A 24063-nucleotide genomic window follows, 5' to 3' on the forward strand; every position below is an offset into this window, starting at 1 on the left:
CAATCTTCCGGAGTACCGAGATGCCCAGTTACACAGCCCCCCTGCGCGACATGCGCTTTCTCATGGATGAAGTGTTCGATTTCGCTGGCACCTATGCGACCCACGGCCTGACAGATGCGACCCCGGATGTGGTGGACGCGGTTCTCGAAGAAAGCGCCAGGTTCGCAGCGGAAGTGCTGGCACCGCTGAACCGCACCGGGGACGAGGAGGGCTGCCATTTCGAGAACGGCGTCGTGACCACCCCGAAGGGCTTCAAGGAAGCCTACCAGCAATACGTGGATAACGGCTGGGCGGCGATGAGCGGTCCGGTGGAGTTCGGCGGTCAGGGTCTGCCGGCCTCGCTGGGCCTTGTGGTCAACGAGATGACCGCCTCGGCCAACTATGCCTGGAACATGTACCCGGGCCTGACCCACGGCTGCGCTGCGGCCATTCGCGCCCACGGCACCCAGGAGCAGAAGGAGCTGTATCTCAACAAGCTGGTACCGGGCCACTGGACCGGCACCATGTGCCTTACCGAACCCCACTGCGGTACCGACCTGGGCCTGATCAAGACCCGCGCCGTGCCACAACCGGATGGCACCTACGCCGTCACCGGAACCAAGATCTTCATCTCCTCCGGCGAGCACGACATGGCTGAAAATATCGTGCACCTGGTACTCGCCAAGCTGCCCGACGCACCGGCCGGTACCAAAGGCATCTCGCTGTTCATCGTGCCCAAGTTCCTGCCTGACGCCAACGGCGAGAAGGGTGAGCGCAACGGCGTGGTCTGCGGCTCCATCGAGCACAAGATGGGCATCAAGGCTTCCGCCACCTGCGTGATGAACTTCGACGGCGCCACCGGTTTCCTGATCGGCGAGATCAACAAGGGGCTGAACTGCATGTTCACCATGATGAACAGCGCCCGGCTGGGTACCGGCATGCAGGGCCTCTGCCACGGCGAGGTGTCCTACCAGAACGCCGTCGCCTACGCCAAAGACCGCCTGCAGATGCGTTCGCTGTCCGGCCCCGCAGAGCCGGAAAAGGCGGCCGACCCCATCATCGTCCACCCGGACGTGCGCCGCATGCTGTTGACCATGAAAGCCTTCAACGAGGGCAACCGCGCGCTGGCCTATTACACCGCGCAGCTGCTGGATGATGCGCACTATTCGAGCGACGAGGCCGTACGTAGCGCTGCCGAGGACCAGCTGGCGTTCCTCACACCGATCTGCAAGGCGTTCATGACCGAGACCGGGCTGGAAGCCACCTTGCTGGGCATGCAGGTGTTCGGTGGCCATGGCTACATCCGCGAGTGGGGTCAGGAGCAGCAGGTGCGCGACTGCCGTATCGCGCCGATCTACGAAGGCACCAACGGCATCCAGGCGCTGGACCTGCTGGGCCGCAAGGTGCTGATGAGCCAGGGCAAACTGCTGCGGGCGTTCTCCAAACAGGTTCACATGTTCTGCCAGGCCAATGAAGGCCATGCGCAGCTCAATGCCTACGTCGCCAGGCTGGCCGAGCTGAACAGACAGTGGGGTGAATTGACCCAGCAGATCGCCGTGCGCTCCATGCAGAACCGCGAGGAGGTCGGCGCGGCGGCCATGGACTTCCTGATGTTCTCCGGCTACGTCATCCATGCCTTCTTCTGGTTGAAAATGGCGGTCGTCGCCCAGCAGAAGCTGGACGCCGGCACCTCGGAGACCGCGTTCTATCAGGCCAAGCTGGCTACTCAAGAGTTCTACTTCAAGCGTCTTCTGCCCCGTGCTCAGGCCCATGTCGCAGCGCTGGAGGCGGGTGCGGATACGCTGATGCAGTTGAGTGCCGAGCAGTTCTGATCTCTTCGAGTGGTGGGGCATTTTGTGCAGGGTTCCGAAGGGTGCTGCGCCTCTTCGGGACTCGCAACCCGCCATCCATGGCGCTCGTCTACGGCCATCCCTGGCCGCAGACGGTCCCGAAGAGGCGCAGAACCCTCCGGCCCAGAAACTCGGAGTGGCTGTGAGCATGCGCGCCGCAGCACGAAATATAGTGGAGGAGCTTGCCGGTTGGGCTGGCACGACCGTTTGATGCCAGGGATGGCATCAATGAGCTTACAGGGACGTACTTGCGGCGTGTCGTGACGGCCCAGCCGGCAAGCTCCGTCGCCTCTCATCCTGACGCAACGGAACCCCAACCGCTGGATCCGTCTTGCTGGCTGGTCTTGGATGTGACTGATATAAGAATAAAAGTCACAACAAGACGCTATCCATGGAAATGTTCTCAGTCTACAATCAAGCCCATTGACCCGGTTGATCCGGCTTATTGATTGTTGCTGAGGAGTTCCCATGGCCGAGTACCAAGCCCCCCTGCGTGACATCCGTTTCGTGCTGAATGAGGTTTTCGAAGCCGACAAGCTGTGGCAGAGCCTGCCCGGCCTGAATGGTGCCATCGATGCGGAAATGGCCGACGCCATGCTGGAAGAAGCCGGCAAGATCACCTCGCAGACGATCGCCCCGCTGAACCGCAGCGGCGATGAAGAAGGCGCAGTATGGAAGGACGGCGTCGTTACCACCCCCACCGGCTTCAAGGAAGCCTACGCCACCTACGCCGAAGGCGGCTGGGTAGGGCTGGGCGGCAATCCCGAGTTTGGCGGCATGGGCATGCCCAAGACGCTGGGGGTGCAGGTGGAGGAAATGCTTTACGGCGCCAACAGCAGCTTTGCCCTCTATATCGCACTGACCGCCGGCAGCACCCTGGCGCTGGATGCCCACGGCAGCGAAGAACTCAAGCGCAAATTCCTGCCCAACATGTACGCCGGTACCTGGGCCGGTACCATGTGCCTGACCGAGCCCCATGCAGGTACCGATCTGGGCATCATCCGCACCCGTGCGGTGCCGGAAGCTGACGGCAGCTATTCGGTCACCGGTACCAAGATCTTCATCACCGGCGGCGAGCATGATCTGACCGAGAACATCATCCACCTGGTTCTGGCCAAGCTGCCGGATGCTCCGGCCGGGCCCAAGGGCATCTCGCTGTTTCTGGTGCCCAAGTTCCTGGTCAACGAAGACGGCAGCCTGGGTGAGCGCAACAGCGTCACCTGCGGCTCCATCGAGCACAAGATGGGCATCAAGGGCTCGGCCACCTGTGTGATGAACTTCGACGGTGCCAGGGGCTATCTGATCGGCGAGCTGAACAAGGGCCTCAACGCCATGTTCACCATGATGAATTACGAGCGGTTGTCGATCGGCATTCAGGGCATCGGCAGCGCCGAGGCGTCCTACCAGAGCGCGGTGGAATACGCCCGCGAGCGTATCCAGAGCCGTGCCCCGACCGGCGCGGTGCAACCGGACAAGGCCGCCGACCCCATCATCGTGCATCCGGATGTGCGCCGCATGCTGCTGACCATGAAGGCGATGACCGAGGGCAGCCGTGCGTTCTCGACCTACGTCGGCATGCAGCTGGACATCAGCAAGTTTGCCGAGGACGAGGCGATCCGCAAGAAGGGCGAGGACCTGGTGGCACTGCTTACGCCGGTGGCCAAGGCCTTCTTCACCGATATCGGCTTCGAAAGCTGCGTCCATGGCCAGCAGGTGTTCGGCGGCCATGGCTACATCCGTGAATGGGGCCAGGAGCAGCTGGTGCGGGACGTGCGCATCGCGCAGATCTATGAGGGCACCAACGGCATCCAGGCGCTGGACCTGATGGGCCGCAAGACCGTCGCCAATGGCGGCGCCTTCTTCCAGGTGTTTGCCGACGAGATTCAGGGCTTTATCGACGCCAACGGTGACGCCGAGCTGGCCGAATTTGTCCAGCCGCTGCAGGCGGCGCTGACCAATCTGCGGGAGCTGACCGCATACGTGATTGAACGCAGCGCCAGCAACCCCAACGAAGTGGGTGCCGCCTCGGTGGAGTACCTGCACACCTTCGGTTATACGGCCTATGCCTACATGTGGGCTCGCATGGCCCGGGTCGCGCTGGCTGCTGGAGAAGACGACGGTTTCTACCAGGGCAAACTGTCCACCGCCCGGTTCTTCTTCAAGCGGTTGCTGCCGCGCATCCACTCGCTGAGTGAATCGGTCCGCGCCGGCAGCGAGGTGCTGTTCGAGATGGATGCGTCTCAGTTCTGAGACACTTTGAGCTGCTGTAGGCCATAACCTACAGCAGCCGGCGGTGATCGCCTCTAGGTAACGCCCGGTTGCCTGCGTACTATTCAAATCGTAGGGACGCACCGCAGGAAGCGACGCAGAAAGGAAGGGACAGGGACGAGCTACAGGATGTAGCAGACGTTAAGGACGACCAGGACGTTACTGCAACCCCTGCAAGGGAGACCATACGGTCTTGCTTGCAGGGGTTTCTTTATTGGTCAACGCTGCGCCACCCGCCCGTCGGGGTCAGCGGCCCGCCGCCGTGATAGAATGAGCGCCTGCAAGGTGTTCCAGAGTCCGGCCGGGGAGGGTTGCGATTGTTCTCGCTCAAGCGCAAGGGTGATTACCGTGTGCAGCTGACCCGTACCCTGAAGAAGCCGGGTCGTTACCGGATCGAGCTGTATCTCTTCACACCCCACGAAAGCAATTTCTCGGCCTGGACCATGACCGAGCAGCAGTTCTACTTCAGTGCCCTGCTGCACCGCTTCGGTCTGCTCGGACTGCCGGCCCAGGAGCGGGCCAGCAAGGAAGACAGCACCTTCGCGCTGTTATCGCCACATTATGAAATCACCTATGGTTCCTGGCTGTTCCGCTATACCGCCTCGATGGATCGGCTGCGCCAGCAGCTGCAGAGCAGTGGTGCAGCCGCTTCCGAGCCCATTGCCCGGGCCCTGCGCCTGACCGAGACCTATGCCTCGCGGCTGCGCCGTACCGTTCCGGAGCAGACCGGGCAGCAACGCTATTTCCGGCAGATGGACATCTACTTCTCCTGGTATGCCGAGCAGTTCCTGCTTGAATGCATGACCCTCGCGGGTTATGAGGAGCTGGATGCCGACCTGCGCGAGTCCATCGAGGAATTTCTGCTGGAGGAGTACCGGATCCGCAAGGAGCGCGAGTATCTGGCGGACTTCCATGGCAAGCCGACCCGTGTATGGAACCGCATGAGCCTCTATCACCGGCTGCTCGAATATCCCGTACTGCTGCGCTCCAAGCGCACCGAGCTGGGCGAGGGCACCCGCAAACTGGTGAAGGCCGCGACTACCACCCTGATCATGGGATTGTTCACCTACATACTGTTCAATGCCCGCACGGGCAGCCAGTTGTCGATAACGCTGCTGCTGGGTATCGCCATGATCTACGGCATCCGCGACCTGCTGCGCGATGACCTCATTACCATGGTGACCCGTTGGCTGCGCAAGGGCCGCCCGCGCTGGAAGAACCGTCTGCTGATGCCCTACACCAATCAGCTGATGGCTCAGCAGGCGGTCTGGCTGGACTACTGCAAGGTCAACGACCTGCCCCGGGACATACTGGAGAACGCCGGCAAGTGGGCCACGGAGGAGCGGCATATCGTCTGCTATCGCACCCAGCTCAACATGACCCGTGATGCGCTGGAACAGAACGAGATCCAGGAGCGGCTCAATCTGGACTGTGAACCGCTGTGCGAACTGATCGAACCCACCCGCAATCGGTTGTTCGCTTCAGCCGACGCAGAGGAGCCCTTTGCCAGCATCGAAGCCCACCCGATCGAGAAGCAGCACGATTACAATCTGTTGCTGATCTTCAACGAACCCGGTGCGCGGCACACCTCGGCCCAGCGCTGGCGACTGCGGCTGGGCGCCAGTGGTATCGTGGAATGCGAGAGCAAGAAGATCAACTGGCCGGAACCGGAACAGCAGACACTGCGCCCCTGGTACAGGCAGCTGCGGCGGCGCTGACCGACAAGGGGAGCGACTGCCCCGGAGCGCTGCAGAACTATTGACACAAATGCCACTCTCAATGGCTGAGAGAGATTCATTCAGATGCCAGAAAAAGGACGGCGAATGGGTTCCAGCATCAACAGGGCACTCCCCCGCATTATCCTCACCGCTTCGGCAGTACTGTTCAGCGCCTGCAGTGTCTCGCCGCCCGCCGAGCCGGAGCTGCCCTTCGCCCTCCCGGAAACCTTCCAGGCCGATCTGTCCGCCTCCTTTGAGCGGAACGAGCGTTGGTGGCGCGAGTTCGGCGATGCCGAGCTGGACCAGCTCGTGGAAACCGCGCTGGTGCGCAATCCCGCCATAGCCCAGGCTGTGGCCCGGGCGCGGATGGCTGAAGCGCGGATCCGTCAGGGCCGAGCGGACCGGCTGCCGCAGGCCGGTGTCGGCCTGAGCAGCGCCCGCCAGCGGCAGAACCTCGGCGCCATGGCCGGTCCGCTGGGCGAACTGGCCGATGACATGACCTTCATCAGCAATAATCACAATGCATCGCTCGACGTGAGCTGGGAGCTGGACCTGTGGGGGCGGCTGTCGGCGCTCGACTCTGCTGCCCGCGCCGAGTTCCTCGCCAGCGCCGAACAGCTGCGCGGGGTACGTCAGTCGGTCGCCGCGCAGGTTGCACCGCTGTATTACGAGATCGTCCATGCGCGGGCCCAGGTGGAGCTGTCGGAGCGTACCGTCGAGTCGCTGGCCGAGATGTCCCGGCAGATCGGCAACCGCGTGGCTGCCGGCATCGCCTCGCCCGCAGACGGCATGCTGGCCGAGGCCAATCTGGAATCCGCCCGGGCCGGCCTGGAGCAGCGTAACGAGGCGCTGGCGCGCGCGTTGCGGCAGATGGACGTGTTGCTGGGATATTACCCCGATGGCGAAAGCCGCACTGCCGACACGCTTCCGGATGTGCCTGCGGCGCCAAGCGCAGGCGTGCCCGCCCGCTTGCTGGAACGACGCCCCGATGTACGCGCCGCGGAGCTGGCCCTGCTGGCCGCCGGCTATCAGCTCGGCGCGGCCGAGCGTTCCTTCCTTCCGTCCATCTCGCTCAACGGCTCGGCAGGGTATGCCAGCAGCGAGTGGGACGGTCTGTTCGACAGCAGCAATTTCGTCTGGTCCATCGCCGGTCAGGTCATGCAGCCGGTGTTCCAGGGCGGGCGTCTCGTCGCCCAGGTGGACATCGCCGAAGGGCAGCAGGCCGAGGCCCTGGGAGGCTATGTCGAAACCGCGCTCAACGCCCTTGCCGAAGTGGAAAGCCTGCTGGCGGTGGATACCGTCCTGCAGCGCCGGGAAGACAGTCTGGATGCATCCGCCGGTGCCGCCGAGGAAGCGGTAAGGGTGTCATTCAACCGTTATCAGCAGGGCATCGACCCTTTCCTCAATGTGCTGGAAAGCCAGCAGCGGGCGCTGGACGGCCGTAGCGCCTATCTCACCGCACGCCACGCCCGCATCGAAAACCGCATCGCCCTGCATCTGGCGCTGGGCGGCGGTTTCGAGCAATACCCGATCACAACCGAGCACCACCCCATTCAGGACACCACCGCCAGGACAGCCGCCACGCCATGATCAGATCCCAGACCCGTTCCGCGCCGCTTCTTCCTCTGCTATTCATCTGCCTGCTGGGGCTGTCCGCCTGCGGCGGCGACAGCGAGCCCGATTCCACGGGAGAGGCTGCTGCCGGGCAACAGCGCAGCGGTCAGACCCAGCCGGTCAGTGTCAACGTGGTGGCAGTGGAGCCCCGTAAGCTGCAGGCCTGGGTGTACAGCCAGGGCACGGCCCGGTCCCGCCAGCGGGAGTTCCTCACCTTTACCCAGCAGGGCATGGTCACCTTCGTTGATGAAGATCTGGAAGTCGGCAGTCCGGTCAGGGCCGGGCAGGTGATCGCCCATCAGGCACCGGATCGCGTGGAAGCGGAGCTGCAGGCCGCCCGTGCCAGCCTTGCCGAAGCAGAGGCCAATCTGTCGCTGGCGCAGGTCACCCAGCGGCGTTATGAAACGCTGGTCGAGCAGAGGTCCGCGTCGCAGCAGGAGCTGGACCAGGCGGTAGTTCAGGTCGAGCAGGCGCGGGCCATCCGTGACAACAGTCGCGCCCAGCTGGCGCAGGCCAGGCTGACGGTGAACGAGTCCCGGCTGGTATCGCCGATCGATGGCGTGCTGGCACGGCTGAACGTCGAGAAGGGCCGCTACTTCATGCCCAGCGTGGTGCAGACCAACACCGAACAGAACGCGCTGCGGACCGTGCCGGCGCTGGTGATAGACCCCGACCGCTTCGAGATCCGGGTCGACCTCCCATCCTACGACTACCGCAGGATCAGCGTCGGAGCCGACGCGGTGATCGGTGACGCGCCACCGCGGGACGGGCAGAACCTCGACCCGCTGCTGGCGCAGGACCACGTGCGTGGTCGGGTGCATGCGGTCAGCCCCTCGCTGGACCCCGAGACCCGCACCTTCGAAGTGATCGTGCATACCGAGGGCGAAAATCCGCGTCTGCAGGACGGGGAGTTCGTCGCCGTATGGATCGCCATGCCGGAACAGCCCGATGTGCTTGCCGTACCCCAGGAAGCACTGCGTTTCCGCCATGACCAGGCCTTCGTCCTGGTGGTCAATCGTGACACGTCGCGGGCCACCGAGCGTCGGGTCGAGCTGGGTCAGCAGGCCGGCGGGTATCGCGCCATCCTCAACGGTCTGGAGCAGGGCGAGCAGGTAGTGACGGACGGCCGCGCCGCCCTGCACGACGGCCAGCAGGTACATGTTCTCGGTGCGGACGGGCAGCAGCCATGACCGCAGCCCCTGACCGCGAGGACCGGCCGGAACGGGAGCGTCCGGTGGAAACCGAAGAGGTGCGCAACGCCCACCGCCTGGCAAGGTTCTTCTTCCTGCAGCCGATCTTCGGCATCCTGCTGCTGATCACCCTGGTACTCGGCGGCTGGATGGCCTACCTGCAACTGGTAAAGGAATCGCTGCCGGACCTGAACATCCCCCAGGCGACCATCACCACCGCCTGGCCCGGCGCCGACCCACGCACCATGGAGGAGCAGGTCACCGACATCATCGAGGATGAGGTCACCACCCTGGAGGGCGTGCGCAAGGTGGATAGCGCCTCCTACGATTCGTTTTCCGTGGTCTCGGTGGAGTTTGATGCCTCGGCTGATCCGGTGGACGCCATGACCCGGCTGCGCGCGGCGGTGGCCGATGCCGAAGCGGAACTCCCGGAGGACGTGGAGCGGCCCGCCATCGAACAGGCGTCTGTGGATATGTTGCCGATCCTGACCTTTACCCTGCACGGCGATGCCGGCTCGGCGACCATGAATCAGCAGGCCCGCCGCGTCCAGGATCAGCTGGAGCGTCTGCCGGGCATTGATGAAGTCAACATCGGTGGCGAGCGGGAGGAGATAGTGCAGATCCTGCTGCGGCCGGAGCGCATGCTGGCGCTGGGACTGTCGCCCTCGGCGGTACGCAACGCCGTCCAGCAGGCCAACGTGGAGCAGCCGTTCGGCGAGATACGCAGCGATGATATCGGTGCGGTGGTTCGGCTTGAAGGGCGCTTCCGTGACGTGGACGATTTGCGGGCGCTGCCGGTGGCGCGACTCAGTGGCGTGGGAGCCGGGCGCCCGGTGCGTCTTGATGAGGTGGCTACCGTGCGGCGCATGCAGGAAACCGAAACGACCCGCGCGTTCTTCAGTGCCGAAGGCGGTGAATATGCCGAGTCGCTGGAGCTGTCGGTACGCAAGTCACCCGGCGGCGACACGGTCGGTCTGGTCGAGACGCTGCGCAGCACCCTGGAGAGCATGCGCAACGAGGGCTCCTGGCCATCGGGCCTGGACTACACCATCACCCAGGACGAGGCCGAACAGATCTGGGATTCGCTTTCCGACGTGTTTGTCAGTGCACTGCAGACCATGCTCGTTGTGTTCGCCATCCTGCTGCTGACCATCGCCTGGCGCGAAGCCGTCATCGCCGGTCTGTCGGTGCCGGTGACCTTTGCCGGGGTGCTGCTGGTGATCCTGCTGATGGGCTATTCGCTCAACGAGCTGGTGGTCATCGGCATGGTCATTGCGCTGGTAATGATTGTCGACGTGTTCATCATCCTGCTCGAGGGCCTGCACGACGAGATCTACAACAACGGCAAGACCTTCGGCCAGGGCGTGCTGGCGACGGTCGAGCGCTACGGGCTGGCGGCCTTTGCCGCGCAGATCACCACCATCCTCGCGCTGGCACCATTGATGTCGATCAGCGGCACGGTAGGTGAGTTCATCCGGGTGCTGCCGACCACGACCGTGGTCTGTCTGGTGCTCGCCTATATCGTCGCCATGTTGTGCTCGCTGCCGCTGTCGCGGGTACTGCTGGGCAGGCAGCGTGCGACGGAGCGCAGCAAGCAGGGCTATTCCGACCGCGTCACCGCCCGGGCGGTCAACGCGCTGGAAAGCTGGAATGCCCGGTGGGTGGTGCGCAGTCGCCGTCAGTCCTGGCTGTGGGTGATCGGGGCACTGGCCTTGTTCGTGGTGTCCATGCTGGCATTCAGTCAGGCGAGGGTCGAGCTGTTTCCGCCCACCGATGGCCAGCGCCTGGGTATAAACATCGAACTGCCGCCAACCGTGCAACTGGCCACCTCCCAGGAGATTGCCGACGAGGTGGGAGCGATCCTGCGCGAGAAGCCCTACCTGGAAAGTGTGGTCAAGCTGGTCGGCCTCAAGAGCCCGTTTGCCGGTGGCTCGATGGCGGCGAATCTGCAGCCCAGCGAGGCGGAGAACTTCATCGGTTTTTCCGCCATCTTCCGCCCGGAGGAAGAGCGTGATGCGCAATCCTTCGAACTGGCTGACGAGCTGCGTCGGGAGCTGTCGGCATTCCTGCGGGAGCGGGTCGCCGCGGCGCAGCTGCTGGTGGTTTCCGAGTCAGCCAGCCCCACCTCCGGCGACCCGATCGAGATCCAGCTGATCGGCCCGGACATGGATCGGTTGCAGGAACTGTCCCGTCAGGTGCAGGCGCTGCTGTCGGAGACCGCCGGAGTGGTGGACGTGCGGGACAACATCGGCATGCTCAAGCCGCAGCTGGCTCTGCAGCCGGACCGTGAGGCGGCCAACTTCCTCGGCATCGATCATGGGGATCTGGCGTCGCAACTGCGCATTGCCTTCAGTTCCGACGAGATTGGTACCTTCGTCACCGATGACGCCGATGACAATATCGACATACGTCTGGGCACCGAGTGGCCAAGCCGTCCAGGAGAAGCAGGAGGACCGCGCAACACCGAGGAGCTGTCGCGGGTGCGGGTATTCACCCAGGATGGCCGCTCCTTCGCCATGCAGCAGCTGCTCAAGCCCACCCATTCAGAGGCAGCCATTGCCATTTCCCACGTCAACGGCGAGCGGGCCATCACCGTCATGGGCAAGAACGAGGGCCGCACCGTCGGCGAGATCATCGCCGACATCCAGCCCCGGCTGAATGAACTGCAGCAGCAATGGCCCGCGGAATACCGCAGCGTTATCGGCGGGGAAGCGGCGGACACCAGCGAGACCTTCGGCTCGGCGCTGATCGCCCTGGTCATCGCCATCGTCCTGGTGGTGGGCGTTCTGGTCATCCTGTTCAACAGTTTCAGTCAGGCCTTCATCATCTTTGCCACCATGCCCCTGGCGATCATAGGGACTGCCCTGGGATTCTGGATCTTCGGCATCACCTTCTCGTTCTTCGCCATGATCGGTCTGGTATCATTGATCGGCATTGCCATCAACAACGGGATCATAATGGTCGATACCATGAACCGTTTCATTCAGGATGGCATGAGCATTCCCGAAGCGGCTGCGGCCGGCTCGGCGCGGCGACTGCGCCCGCTGCTGACCACGGCCATCACCACCATCGTCGGGTTGATACCTCTGGCGATCAGCAGTGCGTTCTACCGGCCGCTCACTCTGGTGATCATATTCGGATTGGTCTCCGTCTCGGTGCTGGCGCTGTTCGTGGTGCCGGCGCTGTATCTGCTGTTGACGCCACGGGATGCGGGTACGGAAAAGGTACTGGACTGACCAGCCTGCTGGCGTGTCAGCCAGTCGCGGGTTTTCTGATTGGCTGCCCGGTGAGCGGGCGGCCATCTCTCAGCTAGAGTGGTTCTGATGTTACATAGGATAGTCGTCGTAGGCGGCGGCGCGGGTGGTCTGGAACTGGCTACCCGGCTCGGCCGCGCCCTGGGCAGAAAACGCAAGGCGCATATCACCCTGGTGGATGCGCATCTCACCCATATCTGGAAGCCGCTGTTGCATGAGGTGGCCACCGGCTCGCTCAACAGTACCGATAACGAGCTCAACTACCTGGCTCAGGCCAAGTGGAATCACTTCGAATTCCAGCTCGGCCGCTTCGAGGGACTGGATCGGGCGGCCAGAGAGATCAGCCTGGCGGCCACGCTGGATGAGGAAGGCCGCGAGCTGGTGCCGGCCCGCACGCTGGGTTACGACACCCTGGTGCTGGCGATCGGCAGTGTGACCAATGATTTTGGCACCAAGGGCGCTGCCGACCATTGCTTCTTCCTCGACGAGACCGGTCAGGCGCTGAACCTGCACCGCCAGTTGCTCGGCCATTACCTCAGCGCCCATGCCCGAAAGGGAGACGGTAACCGCCTGGATATTGCCATCGTCGGCGCCGGGGCCACCGGCGTGGAGCTGGCGGCGGAGCTGCGTAATGCCTCGGAAGAGCTGGCGGCCTATGGGCTCAGTGCCATCCAGCCGCAGGACATGAATATCAACGTGATCGAGGCAGGGCCTCGGGTACTCCCCGCGCTGCCCGAACGCATTGGCACCGCTGTGCACACACAGCTGGAAAAGCTCGGCGTGGTGGTGCGCACCTCGTCGCCGGTCAGAGAGGTGACAGCCGAAGGCATGATCACCGCTGACGGCACGCTGATCCCGGCGCACCTGAAAGTCTGGGCCGCCGGTATTCGCGTGTCGTCGTTCATGAAGGACATCGACGGTCTGGAAACCAACCGGATCAATCAGCTGGTGGTCAGCCAGACCCTGCAGACAACCCGGGATGAGAACATCTTCGCACTTGGCGATTGTGCGGCCTGCCCGATGGGTGATGGCAGTGACAGGAATGTACCGCCGCGGGCACAGACGGCCCACCAGCAGGCCACCCTGTTGGCCAAATCGCTGAGGAACCGGTTGGAAGGCAAGCCGCTGCCGGAGTATCGGTACAAGGATTATGGCTCGCTGGTATCCCTGGCCAGGTTCAGTGCCGTGGGCAACCTGATGGGCAGTGTCATGGGTAACGTCAAGGTCGAAGGCTGGTTGGCGCGGGTGTTCTACGTGTCGCTGTACCGCATGCACCAGATGGCGCTGTACGGCATCTTCCGCACCGGCCTGCTGATCCTCAACGACCGCATCGGCAAACGAACCAATCCGCGGATGAAGCTGCACTGAGTTCCGGCCAGCCCCGCCTGATGGTGGGGCCGGCCAGCGGTGGTTACTCGACCTGCTGGTAGGCCAGGCCGACGTAGTTCTCGGCAATGGTCGTCTGCCCTGCGGGTGATCCCACGTAATAGTCCAGTTCGCTGCTCTGCATGCGTTGACTGAAGCCGTCCATGCTGGGGAAGCGGTGCAGCACCGAGGTCATCCACCAGGAGAAGCGCTCGGCCTTCCAGACCCGCTTCAGGCAGATTTCGGAGTAGCGTTCCACCAGGCCGATACGGCCCTCCTGGTAGACCTTGGTCATGATCCGGTACAGGGTATTCACGTCGCTGGCGGCCAGGTTCAGTCCCTTGGCGCCGGTCGGCGGCACGATGTGCGCAGCGTCACCCACCAGGAACAGGCGCCCGTACTGCATGGGTTCGACCACGAAGCTGCGCAGCGGGGCGATACTTTTCTCCAGCGATGGTCCGGTTACCAGCCGGGCGGCCGTTTCAGCAGGAAGACGGCTTTTCAGCTCGCTCCAGAAACGCTCGTCGCTCCAGTCCTCGACCTTCTCGTCCAGACTTACCTGCAGGTAATAGCGCGAACGGGTCGGTGAACGCATGCTGCACAGGGCGAAGCCGCGCTCATGAGTGGCATAGATCAGCTCCTCGCTCACCGGTGGGGTGTCGGACAGCAGGCCCAGCCAGCCGAACGGGTAAACCCGCTCGAAGGTCTTGATCGAATCCTCCGGGATGGAGCGGCGGGCAATGCCGTGGAAACCGTCGCAGCCGGCGACGTAATCGCAATCCAGGCGCACCGGCTGGCCTTCGTGGGTGAAGGTCAGGTAGGGGCTCTCACCCTTGAGCTCATGCAGCGCCACGTCCGGTACTTCGTACAGGGTGGTCAGGCCGCTGGCGGCACGGGCCGCCATCAGGTCCCGGGTGACTTCGGTCTGGCCATAGACCATGACCGACTTGCCGGAGGTGAGCCGCTTCAGGTCGATACGCACGCGGCGACCATCCAGAGCCATCTCGAAGCCGTCATGCTCGATCCCTTCGCTTTCCATGCGCTCGCTGACACCGGCTTCGCGCAGCAGATCAACCATACCCTGCTCCAGAATGCCGGCGCGGATACGGCTCTGCACGTAGTCAGCGGACTGTCTTTCGATGATGATGTTATCGATCCCTGCCTTGTGCAGCAGTACATCACGCCACGCCTCTACGCCAACTACAGCCTGACCCCGGAGTGGACGCTGCGCGCCGGCCTGGCCCGCGGTTTCAAGGCGCCGACTCTGCGTCAGGTCACCGCCGAGTACTGCATGACCACTGGCGGCAGCTCGCTGCCCCGTGGTCCGTTGTGCGGTAATCCGGATCTGGAGCCGGAAGAGAGCACCACTCAGGAGTTGGGCATCCGCTACGACGGCAGCGATGGCCCGCAGCTTCGGCCTGACCCTGTTCAACAACGATTTCGAGAACAAGGTGGTCAGTTACGATTCGGGCCAGGCCGACCCGGGGAATCCGGCCCGGCCGCTGTATGTCTACGACAACATCGACGAGGTACGCATCCGCGGGGTGGAGCTCAGTGCTGCCCTGCCGCTGCACGCCGACTGGCTGCTCAGCGGCAACTATACCTATACCGATTCCGAGCGCCGCGGGGGTGGCGAGCCCGCCTTTGACGGCAGCTCGCTGGACGGTCAGCCACTGGACAAGACGCCGGAGCACATGGCGCACCTGCGGCTTGAATGGAACCCGCTGGCACAGCTGAGCACCTACATTCGCGCCAACTATGAGGGCAGGCAGTACTACACCGGGTTTCGTAACGGTGCGGTGAGCAGCCGGGAGCGGAGCGCCAGTACCACCGTGGACCTGGGCGCGACTTACAGGGTGACGGAAGATGTCAGCCTGAGCGCCGCCGTGCTCAATCTGAGCGACCGGATCGTGGCGGTGGATGAGCGGGGCCGCTTCGATGGCCTGGATGGCAACTGGATGGTCGACGAGGGCCGGCGCTACTGGGTCTCGGCTACCCTCAGCTTCTGACGGGCGGCGCGCAGCGGGCGAATATGTTAAAATCGGCCGCTGTTTCACTCCCTCCCCGGAATATTCATGTCTCATACTCCCCGGTACGCGCTCGTCGCCGTGCTTGCATTGCTCATTGGTCTGAACCTGCGCCCGATCATGGCGGCGGTTGGCCCCCTGCTGGGCATGTTGCAGGGCGATCTCGGTCTCAACAGCACCCAGGCCAGCCTTCTCACCACCCTGCCGGTGGTGCTGATGGGTGTCTGCGCACTGGCCGGCCCCTGGCTGCAGCGCAACATCGGAGAGGTGCGGGGGATCGCGCTGGGGATGCTGCTGATCGTGCTTGCCAGTGCGGCGCGCTTTGTGATCGACTCCACCGGCCCGATGATCGTCTCGGCCGCCGTGGCCGGCACCGGCATCGCCATGGTGCAGGCACTGATGCCGGCCTGGCTGAAACGCCATCACCCCGAACGGGCCGGGTCGCTGATGGGGCTGTTCACTACCGGCATCATGGGCGGCGCGGTGCTGGCCGCGGCCGGCGCGGCGCCGGCGGCAGAGCTGGGCGGCTGGAAGCTGGTGCTGGGGGCTGCCATGTTGCCGGCACTGCTGGCGCTGCTCGCCTGGCTGCGCTTCGCCGGCGGGCACCAGCGTCACAGCGAAGTACCGCTACTGCCCTATCGCGACCGCAAGGCCTGGATGCTGCTGATGTATTTCGGTATTGGCACCAGCGCCTACACGCTGGTTCTTGCCTGGCTGCCGGTGTATTACATCGATCTGGGCTTTCCCGCTGCCCACGGCGGCTACCTGCTTGGCGCCGTCTCCGCAATGGAAGTGGTGGCCGGGCTGGCGGTGTCCGCACTGGTTCATCGCTTTCCCGACCGGCGGCCGCTGCTGTCGGGGGTCATCTGCCTCATTCTCGGCGGACTGGGGTGCCTGATCCTGGCACCGGTATCGCTCATGCTTCCCGCCGTCATTCTGGTGGGCCTGGGTATCGGCGCGCTGTTCCCGCTGCAGCTGATCGTCACTCTCGACCACGCCGACTCGCCTGCGCGGGCCGGCGCCTTGCTGGCCTTCGTCCAGGGCGGCGGCTACACCATCGCCGCACTCATGCCTCTGTTGGCGGGGGTCATCCGCGACAGCCTGGGGGCGCTGGAGTGGGCCTGGGTGTGCATGGTGGCGGGGGCACTGGTGGTGATGGTCATGACCTGGGCCCTCAAGAGGCCGGGTGTGGAGGCCGGCACCCGAGAACTGCCAGGCTCGGCAGCAGAGCTGTCCAGCTGAGCCGGGCAGTGTCCTTTTCAGCGAATGCCACCGTCGTGGAAATAGGCTCGGCTGCTCTGCTGCGGGGCTGGCAGCGCCGCGGCAAACAATGATCGGATATAGCGGCTGACCTGGCCGTCCGCACCGTACACCCGGGTGAGCCAGGCGTCGGCCCGGGTCAGGTGGCCAACCAGCTGCTGGCGGGCGGCCTCCGCCCCAAGCAAGCCCACCAGTGTCGATTTGCCCAGGTCCTTGTTTGCATCCTTGCCCGTATCCGGCTCGCCATCGGTCAGGTCATCCAGCAGCTGAAAACTGTGGCCCAGCTCGATGGCGAAGCGATGAAGATTGTGCTGCTGTGCCTCACTTGCCCCGGCGATCAGGCCGGCCATATGCAGCGTGGCGCTGAACAGCACACCGGTCTTCAATTCATTGGTGGTCGTGATGGCGCTGGCGGAACGCGCCCGAAGCCCCTCGTGCAGATCCTCATATTGGCCACGTACCAGCCCCTGGGTGCCGACGGCCTCGGGCAGACAGCTGACCAGTCTGGCGCGGACACCGGAGTCAACCGGCTCCAGCGAGGCCACCGTTGCGAATGCCCTGGCGAGCAACCCGACCGTCGCCAGTATCGCCACATCCTCGCCGAAGCGCCGGTGTATGGTGGGCTGCCCGCGGCGCAGGGAGGCGTCGTCCATGCACGGCAGATCGTCGACGATCAGGGAGCCGGCATGCACCATCTCGATGGCGCAGCCAAGATCGATCAGCGCCGCGGAGTCATGGCCCAGATCCCGCGCGGCCAGGATCAGTAAAATGGGCCTCACGCGCTTGCCGGCAGGAAGCGTGCCTCGATGCATGGCGGCACTGACAGGGGTGTTCAGATCCTCGCCGGCCAGCATTTCCGCCAGGCGCGCATCGATCCTGGCTCTGATCGTCCGAATACTGCAATCATGGTCAGAGCTGACTGCCGCAGATAACTGGTTCATATGAAGGCTCCCGGGCAGCTTCCTGTTTGCGTCTTGCGGGTTACTGGACTGTAATTGGTCAATCTGAACGGCGGCGACCGACAGAGCAGGGCGCTGCCATCAGCCATTAAAGCCGTGCAATCGGAATCCTGCATGGATTCGCTCACAATAATCCTTCCTTCGGAGCTATGCCTGGCATGAGCGATGGTGATCTGGTTAGCCGCAAGAACGACCATCTGGACATCGTGCTCGACCCGCACAGAACTCCCTCACCTTCCGGTAACCAGTTCGCTCGTTATCAGCTCGAGCATTGTGCGCTGCCCGAGCTGAACCTTGACGCGGTGGATCTCAGCACCCGGTTTCTGGGCCGAACCCTCCGTGCCCCCTTGCTGATCAGCTCGATGACCGGCGGTGCCGCGCGGGCCGAGGGCATCAACCGCCATCTGGCCGAGGCCGCCCAGGCTTTGGGTATCGCTCTGGCGATAGGTTCCCAGAGAGTAGCTGTGCAGTCCGGAATCGATCACGGCCTGACCCGGGAGCTGCGCAGCCTTGCACCCGACGTGCCCCTGCTGGCCAACATCGGCGCGGCCCAGCTGGCCGATGGGTCCGGTACGGACTGGGCGCGCAGGACGGTGGAAATGATTGGCGCGGATGCCCTCATCATCCATCTCAACCCGCTGCAGGAAGCGGTGCAAGGCGGCGGAGATCGGGACTGGCGCCGGGTGCTTGAGGCGATCGGCGCAGTCGTGCAGCGCTGCCAGGTACCGGTGGTCGTCAAGGAGGTGGGCGCCGGTATTTCCGCTGCGGTGGCGCGGTCGCTGGTGGAGGTGGGTGTGTCGGTAATCGATGTGGCGGGCGCCGGCGGCACCAGCTGGGCGCAGGTAGAGGCCGAGCGGGCGCTCAGTGAGGCGGATCGGCAGGTGGCCATGGCCTTCGCCGATTGGGGAATCCCGACCACCCAGGCCATAGTGCAGGTGCGCCAGGCCCTGCCGGCCACGCCCCTGATCGCCTCCGGCGGCATTCGCAACGGGGTGGACGCGGCCAAGGCCATCCGTCTGGGCGCGGACATGGTCGGCCAGGCCGCTGCGGTATTGCACAGCGCTACCCGGTCCACCGAGGCGGTGATCGCCCATTTCGAGGTGCTTATCCGGCAGCTGCGCATCGCCTGCTTCTGCACCGGCAGCGCCGACCTGGCTGCGTTGCGACGTGCGCCCCTGAGTCTGGACGGCGTGCCGCTGAGCGGTCCGGCATGACGCATTTCGCGGTCGTTGCCCCGGCCTTGCCCAGCCATTTCCGTGCGCTGCAGGCGCTGGGCGTGGAGCTGGTCAGCCGCGGGCACCGGGTCACCTTCGTTCACCAGCAGGACGCGGCGGCCTGGCTGGATTCACCGCTGATCCACTTTCATGCGGTTGGGTTGACCTCGCACCCGGCGGGCAGTCTGGCGCAGACGCTGCGCTACGCGGCCAATCCAGGCGGCCTGACCGGACTCAGACGGCTGATCGCCGACATGGCGCGCACAACCGATATGCTCTGCCGGGAGTTGCCCGCCGCCTTGTCAGCCCTGCAGGTCGACGCGCTGATCTGTGACCAGATGGAGGCGGCTGGCGGCATGGTGGCGGAGGCACTGGACCTGCCGTACGTCTCGGTGGCCTGCGCCCTGCCGGTGAACCGCGAGCCCGGCGTGCCGTTGCCGGTAATGCCCATGGCCTACGGCGAGGATGAGCGCTCCCGGCAGATGTATCAGGGCAGTACCCGGGTTTACGACTGGATAATGAGGCGTCACCGTCGGGTGATTGCCGAGCACGCAGCGGCGCTGGGTCTGTCTCCCCGCGACGGCTTGCACCAGTGTCTCTCGCCGCTGGCCCAGATAAGCCAGACAGTGCCGGGCTTCGAGTTTCCCCGCGTTGCGCTGCCCGCGCATTTCCATCACGTGGGCCCGCTGCGTGCTGACATTGGCGCCGAACCACCGCTGCCGTACGCCGTGACAGCGGGCAAACCCATGGTGTTTGCTTCGCTCGGCACTCTTCTGGGCCAGCGCTACGGAGTGTTCAGGCGTATCGCACGGGCCTGCCGCAGGCTGGATGTGCAATTGCTGCTGGCCCATTGCAACGGGCTGGATGCAGCACAGGCCCGCGTGCTGGAACGGGAAGGTGCTACCTGGGTGACGGACTTCGCGCCGCAGCGCGCGGCGCTGGCGCGGGCCGATGCGGTGGTTTCCCACGGGGGGCTCAATACGGTGATGGACGCCCTGGTGGCCCGCACGCCGGTACTGGCTCTGCCGATTGCCTTCGACCAGGCCGGCGTTGCCGCGCGGGTGTGCCACGCGGGTGTCGGTCTCAGGGCTTCGGCACGCTTCTGCTCCAGCGCGGCAATGAGTACCTTGCTGCAGCGGTTGCTGAACGATACCGGCTTCGCCGGCAATCTGGCCCGGCTCGGCGCTGAGGTTGAGGCGGCGGGCGGCACCCCGGTCGCCGCCGATATTGTCGAAGCAGTGATGCGCACCGGCAGGCCGGTGCTGGCGGAGGGCCGGCGGTGACGGTGCGCTACGATGTCATGCTGGCCGGCGCAGGGCTGGCCAATGGACTGATTGCCTGGCGCCTGCATCAGCAGCGCCCGGACCTGAAGGTGTTGCTGCTGGAGCAGGGTGACAGGCTCGGTGGTAATCATACCTGGTCCTTCCATGAGGCCGACCTGACCCCCGCGCAGCATGCCTGGCTGGCTCCGCTTGTCAGCCATCGCTGGGATGGGTATCAGGTGATCTTTCCGGAGCGCCGACGCCGGCTGCCCGGCGGTTACATGAGCATCGCAGCGCATGACTTCGCCCGCGTGCTCAGCCGGACGCTGGCCGGGCAGGTACGCACCGGGGCGCGCATAACCCAGCTGACCCCCACCTCGGTGACGCTGGAGGATGGCGAGGTGCTCGAGGCCGGTGCAGTCATCGACGGGCGTGGCGCGCAATCCAGCCCGCATCTGGCGCTGGGATACCAGGGCTTTGTCGGCCAGGAGGTCCGGCTGTCGCGTCCCCACGGGCTGACCGAGCCGATCCTGATGGATGCCAGCGTCGAGCAGGGGCAGGGTTATCGCTTTGTCTACGTGCTGCCGTTTTCCGCCGATACGTTGCTGATTGAAGACACCCACTATGTCGACGGTCCGGTCATCGACGCGGCCCGATTGCGCGGGAATATAAGCGCTTACGCGCAGGCGCGGGGCTGGTCGACTGTCGAGGTGCTGCGCGAGGAGCAGGGCGTATTGCCGATCACCCTTGCCGGAGACCTCTCGGCCTTCTGGCATGATCACGCCGGCCAGCCGGTCAGCGGCCTGCGTGCCGGTCTGTTTCACCCGACCACCGGGTACTCCTTGCCCCACGCCGTGCGGCTGGCCGAGCGCATCGCCTCCGCGCCGGACCTCAGCGCGGCTGCGCTGGCGCGCATTGTGGCGCTTGAAGCAGAGCGGGAGTGGCGGCGTCAGGGCTTCTTCCGGCTGCTTAACCGCATGCTGTTTCTGGCCGGCAAGCCCGGTGACCGCTGGAAGGTCATGCAGCGTTTCTACGGGCTGCAGGCAGGTCTTATCAGTCGCTTCTACGCCGGACGCCTGACACCGCTGGACAAGCTGCGCATCGTTTCCGGCAAGCCGCCGGTCCCCCTTGGCCAGGCCATCAGGGCAGCCGGTCTTACCCAACCTCGGAAAATCAGGATCAGTGCATGACCCAACCCAAGCGCGCAGTGGTGGTCGGCGCCGGTTTCGGCGGGCTGGCTCTGGCCATCAGACTACAGGCCGGCGGCTATCAGGTCACGGTACTGGAAAAGCGCGGCAAGCCCGGCGGCAGGGCCTATGTCTACGAGGATCAGGGCTTTGTGTTCGACGCAGGCCCTACCGTCATCACTGACCCTTCAGCGCTGGAAGAACTGTTCACGCTGGCCGGCAGGGCGATGAGCGATTATGTCGAACTGCTGCCGGTCGAGCCCTTCTACCGGCTCTGCTGGGAGAACGCGCCGCCCTTCGATTACCTGAATGATCAGCAGGCACTGGATCGGCAGATTGAGCAACGCAACCCGGACGACGTAGAAGGCTATCGCCGCTTTCTGGCGTACTCCCAGGCGGTATTTCAGGAGGGTTATATCAAGCTTGGCACTGTGCCCTTTCTGACCATCCGCGATATGGTCGCCGCCGGTCCCCAGCTGGCCAGACTGCAAGCCTGGCGCAGCGTGTACGACATGGTCTCGCGGTTTATCAAGGACGAACATCTGCGTCAGGCGTTCTCCTTCCATTCGCTGCTGGTGGGCGGCAATCCCTTTGCAACCTCATCCATCTACACCCTGATCCACGCGCTGGAACGCAAGTGGGGCGTGTGGTTTCCCAGGGGTGGTACCGGCGCGCTGGTGCAGGGCATGGTCAGGCTGTTCGAGGAGCTGGGCGGCACCGTCGAGCTCAATGCCGAAGTGGCGCGCATCGATGTTGAGGATGGCCGGGTCAAGGCCGTCGAGGCGAAGGACGGGCGCGTTTTCAGCACAGACGCTCTCGCATCCAATGCCGATGTGGTGCATACCTACGAGCGCCTGCTGGGCCATCATCCCCGCGGCGTGAGCAAGGCCAGATCCCTCAGGTCCAAGCGCTTCAGCATGTCGCTGTTTGTCATCTATTTCGGCCTGAACAAGGTGCCCGGGAACCTGCAGCACCATACGGTGTGTTTCGGGCCGCGCTACCGTGAGCTGATCCAGGAAATCTTCAATCACGACACCCTGGCCGATGACTTTTCCCTGTATCTTCATGCGCCCTGTGTGACGGACCCGTCACTGGCGCCGCCCGGTCACAGTGCCCATTACGTACTCGCACCGGTACCGCATCTGGGCAACGCGCCCATCAACTGGGAAGTGGAGGGGCCCAGGTATCGTGATCGCATTCTGGCCTACCTGGAGGAGCATTACATTCCCGGCTTGCGCGAGCATCTGGTCACCAGCAGCTTCTTTACGCCAGTGGATTTTCGCGATGAGCTGAACTCGCATCTGGGATCGGCCTTTTCACTGGAGCCGATCCTGACCCAGAGCGCCTGGTTCAGACCGCATAACCGCGACGGAACAATCACCAACCTGTATCTGGTGGGCGCGGGTACACATCCCGGTGCGGGGGTGCCCGGAGTCGTCGGCTCCGCCAAGGCCACCGCTGAACTGATGATGGAGCAACTGAACGCATGACCGACGCGCTGGTGGAACACGCTGCTCATACAATCCAGGTGGGCTCCAGAAGCTTCGCCGCGGCGGCCAGGCTGTTCGATCCGGCTACCCGTCGCAGCGCAATCATGCTCTACGCCTGGTGCCGCTACTGCGACGATGTGGTCGATGGCCAGGAGCTGGGCTTCGGCCAGACCGGAGGCAGCGCCGAGGGCAGCGAGCAACGGCTGGCCGAACTGGTCGAACTGACCCGCCGGGCATACGCTGGCGAGCCGATGAGCAACCCCGCGTTCGCCGCGTTGCAGGAAGTGGCACAGCGGCATGCGTTGCCCGAACGATATGCGCAGGAGCATCTGCAGGGCTTCGCCATGGATGTGCATGGACGCGAATACATCACCATCGACGACACCCTTGAGTACTGCTACCACGTGGCCGGGGTGGTCGGGCTGATGATGGCCGTGATCATGGGCGCGAAGGGCGAAGCCACGCTCGATCGCGCCTGCGACCTCGGGCTGGCATTTCAGCTGACCAACATCGCCCGGGATATCGTCGAGGACGCCAGAAACGATCGGTGCTATCTACCGGCGCAGTGGCTGAGTGAAGAAGGCGTGCCCCGAAAAGAGCTTGCACTGCCGGCACACCGTCCAGCGGTGGCCCGACTGGCCGCACGCCTGGTCGACCTGGCCGAGCCCTACTACGCCTCCGCCAACCAGGGCCTGCCGGCGCTGCCGCTGCGCTCGGCCTGGGCCATCGCCACCGCGCGGGGCGTCTACCGGGAGATCGGAATCAAGGTGAAAGCCAGAGGCGCCGCCGCGTGGGATCAGCGCGTGTCGACCAGCAAGGGGGACAAACTGCGGTTGGTGACGGCGGGCGCGGTACAGGCGCTGGCCTCCCGTCGGTTCCAGATCAGACCCCGTGGGGCTCTCTGGACACGGCCTCGCCAGCCGCCTTGTTGAGCGGCCCGTCGTGCAATTCACGCAACTGCCTTTTCAGCGTGGCGACCGACGGCGCGACAAGAAAACCAAAGGAAACACAGCCCTCACGCCCACGCACCGCGTGGTGCATCAAATGCGCCTGGTAGAGGCGTTTAAGGTAGCCGCTGCGCGGCACATGGCGGAACGGCCAGCGGCGGTGCACCAGCCCGTCATGGGCCAGAAAGTACAGAAAACCGTAAGCCGTCATCCCCGCGCCGACCCACTCCAGAGGATGCCAACCGCCCGTACCGAACGCGATCAGCGCTATCGCCACAGCTGCAAATACCACCGCATACAGATCATTCTTCTCAAACCAGCCCTCGCGGGGCTCATGGTGCGACCTGTGCCAGCCCCAGCCCCAACCGTGCATCACATATTTATGCGCCCACCAGGCAAAGGCTTCCATTCCGGCCAGAGTGATAAAGAAAACCAGTGTGTTAATAGCGATGCTCATTGAAAACCTGCTCGGTTGCCCA

At 64.3% G+C, this 24063-nt stretch carries 17 protein-coding genes and 1 pseudogene; 15 read left to right on the top strand and 3 right to left on the bottom strand.

What is annotated here, in order from left to right:
- Positions 1–20: 20 nt before the first annotated feature.
- The 7 genes from IEW63_RS11505 (at position 21) to IEW63_RS11535 (ending at position 13241) form a co-directional block, all read left to right on the top strand.
- Complete coding sequence (locus tag IEW63_RS11505) at positions 21–1811, top strand: acyl-CoA dehydrogenase C-terminal domain-containing protein (protein ID WP_188636781.1); 1791 nt, start codon at positions 21–23, stop codon at positions 1809–1811.
- A gap of 486 nt (positions 1812–2297) precedes the next feature.
- Positions 2298–4079, top strand: a complete 1782-nt coding sequence (locus tag IEW63_RS11510) for an acyl-CoA dehydrogenase C-terminal domain-containing protein (RefSeq protein ID WP_188636782.1) — start codon at positions 2298–2300, stop codon at positions 4077–4079.
- A gap of 335 nt (positions 4080–4414) precedes the next feature.
- Positions 4415–5815, top strand: coding sequence for a hypothetical protein (locus tag IEW63_RS11515; protein WP_188636783.1), 1401 nt, complete (start codon positions 4415–4417; stop codon positions 5813–5815).
- Between the two features lie 105 nt (positions 5816–5920).
- Positions 5921–7405, top strand: a complete 1485-nt coding sequence (locus tag IEW63_RS11520; RefSeq protein ID WP_188636784.1) for an efflux transporter outer membrane subunit — start codon at positions 5921–5923, stop codon at positions 7403–7405.
- Positions 7402–8619, top strand: coding sequence for an efflux RND transporter periplasmic adaptor subunit (locus IEW63_RS11525; RefSeq protein ID WP_188636785.1), 1218 nt, complete (start codon positions 7402–7404; stop codon positions 8617–8619). Before IEW63_RS11520 ends, IEW63_RS11525 begins: the two co-directional genes overlap by 4 nt.
- On the top strand, positions 8616–11855 hold the full coding sequence (locus IEW63_RS11530; RefSeq protein WP_188636786.1) for an efflux RND transporter permease subunit: 3240 nt from the start codon (positions 8616–8618) through the stop codon (positions 11853–11855). Before IEW63_RS11525 ends, IEW63_RS11530 begins: the two co-directional genes overlap by 4 nt.
- Positions 11856–11942: 87 nt before the next feature.
- A complete protein-coding gene (locus tag IEW63_RS11535) occupies positions 11943–13241 on the top strand; it encodes an NAD(P)/FAD-dependent oxidoreductase (RefSeq protein ID WP_188636787.1) in 1299 nt (432 codons plus the stop codon).
- Between the two features lie 43 nt (positions 13242–13284).
- Here the strand turns inward: IEW63_RS11535 and pobA are convergent, their stop codons facing one another.
- Entirely contained in the window at positions 13285–14412 is a 1128-nt protein-coding gene (gene pobA, locus IEW63_RS11540) for a 4-hydroxybenzoate 3-monooxygenase (RefSeq protein WP_188636868.1), read from the bottom strand.
- Between pobA and IEW63_RS14765 the strand changes: the two are divergent.
- From IEW63_RS14765 to IEW63_RS11555, 3 genes and pseudogenes are all read left to right on the top strand, one after another.
- Positions 14404–14580 (top strand): annotated as a pseudogene (locus IEW63_RS14765) (TonB-dependent receptor domain-containing protein); the annotation flags it as partial. The gene pobA and the pseudogene IEW63_RS14765 sit on opposite strands and share 9 nt — an antisense overlap.
- A gap of 58 nt (positions 14581–14638) precedes the next feature.
- Positions 14639–15247 (top strand): TonB-dependent receptor domain-containing protein, encoded by a 609-nt coding sequence (locus IEW63_RS11550; RefSeq protein ID WP_188636788.1) that lies wholly within the window; start codon positions 14639–14641, stop codon positions 15245–15247.
- Positions 15248–15313: 66 nt separating this feature from the next.
- Positions 15314–16507: an MFS transporter gene (locus IEW63_RS11555; RefSeq protein ID WP_188636789.1), complete on the top strand. Its 1194-nt coding sequence runs from the start codon at positions 15314–15316 to the stop codon at positions 16505–16507.
- 17 nt (positions 16508–16524) lie between these two features.
- On the opposite strand, the gene IEW63_RS11560 is transcribed toward IEW63_RS11555, so the two are convergent.
- A complete protein-coding gene (locus tag IEW63_RS11560; protein WP_229710482.1) occupies positions 16525–17466 on the bottom strand; it encodes a polyprenyl synthetase family protein in 942 nt (313 codons plus the stop codon).
- Between the two features lie 176 nt (positions 17467–17642).
- Between IEW63_RS11560 and fni the strand changes: the two genes are divergently transcribed.
- From fni to crtB, 5 genes are read left to right on the top strand one after another with little or no spacing between them, the layout of a single operon-like run.
- Positions 17643–18698, top strand: a complete 1056-nt coding sequence (gene fni / locus IEW63_RS11565; RefSeq protein ID WP_188636790.1) for a type 2 isopentenyl-diphosphate Delta-isomerase — start codon at positions 17643–17645, stop codon at positions 18696–18698.
- On the top strand, positions 18695–19981 hold the full coding sequence (locus tag IEW63_RS11570; protein WP_188636791.1) for a glycosyltransferase: 1287 nt from the start codon (positions 18695–18697) through the stop codon (positions 19979–19981). The genes fni and IEW63_RS11570 overlap by 4 nt, the downstream gene beginning before the upstream one ends.
- Positions 19978–21150, top strand: a complete 1173-nt coding sequence (gene crtY, locus IEW63_RS11575) for a lycopene beta-cyclase CrtY (protein WP_188636792.1) — start codon at positions 19978–19980, stop codon at positions 21148–21150. Before IEW63_RS11570 ends, crtY begins: the two co-directional genes overlap by 4 nt.
- Positions 21147–22637, top strand: a complete 1491-nt coding sequence (locus tag IEW63_RS11580; protein ID WP_188636793.1) for a phytoene desaturase — start codon at positions 21147–21149, stop codon at positions 22635–22637. Before crtY ends, IEW63_RS11580 begins: the two co-directional genes overlap by 4 nt.
- Positions 22634–23569 (top strand): 15-cis-phytoene synthase CrtB, encoded by a 936-nt coding sequence (crtB, locus tag IEW63_RS11585; RefSeq protein WP_188636794.1) that lies wholly within the window; start codon positions 22634–22636, stop codon positions 23567–23569. The genes IEW63_RS11580 and crtB overlap by 4 nt, the downstream gene beginning before the upstream one ends.
- On the opposite strand, the gene IEW63_RS11590 is transcribed toward crtB, so the two are convergent.
- Complete coding sequence (locus IEW63_RS11590; RefSeq protein ID WP_188636795.1) at positions 23520–24041, bottom strand: sterol desaturase family protein; 522 nt, start codon at positions 24039–24041, stop codon at positions 23520–23522. The genes crtB and IEW63_RS11590 overlap by 50 nt on opposite strands.
- Positions 24042–24063 lie beyond the last annotated feature (22 nt).

The organism is Halopseudomonas pertucinogena, from assembly GCF_014646575.1.
Classification (GTDB): domain Bacteria; phylum Pseudomonadota; class Gammaproteobacteria; order Pseudomonadales; family Pseudomonadaceae; genus Halopseudomonas; species Halopseudomonas pertucinogena.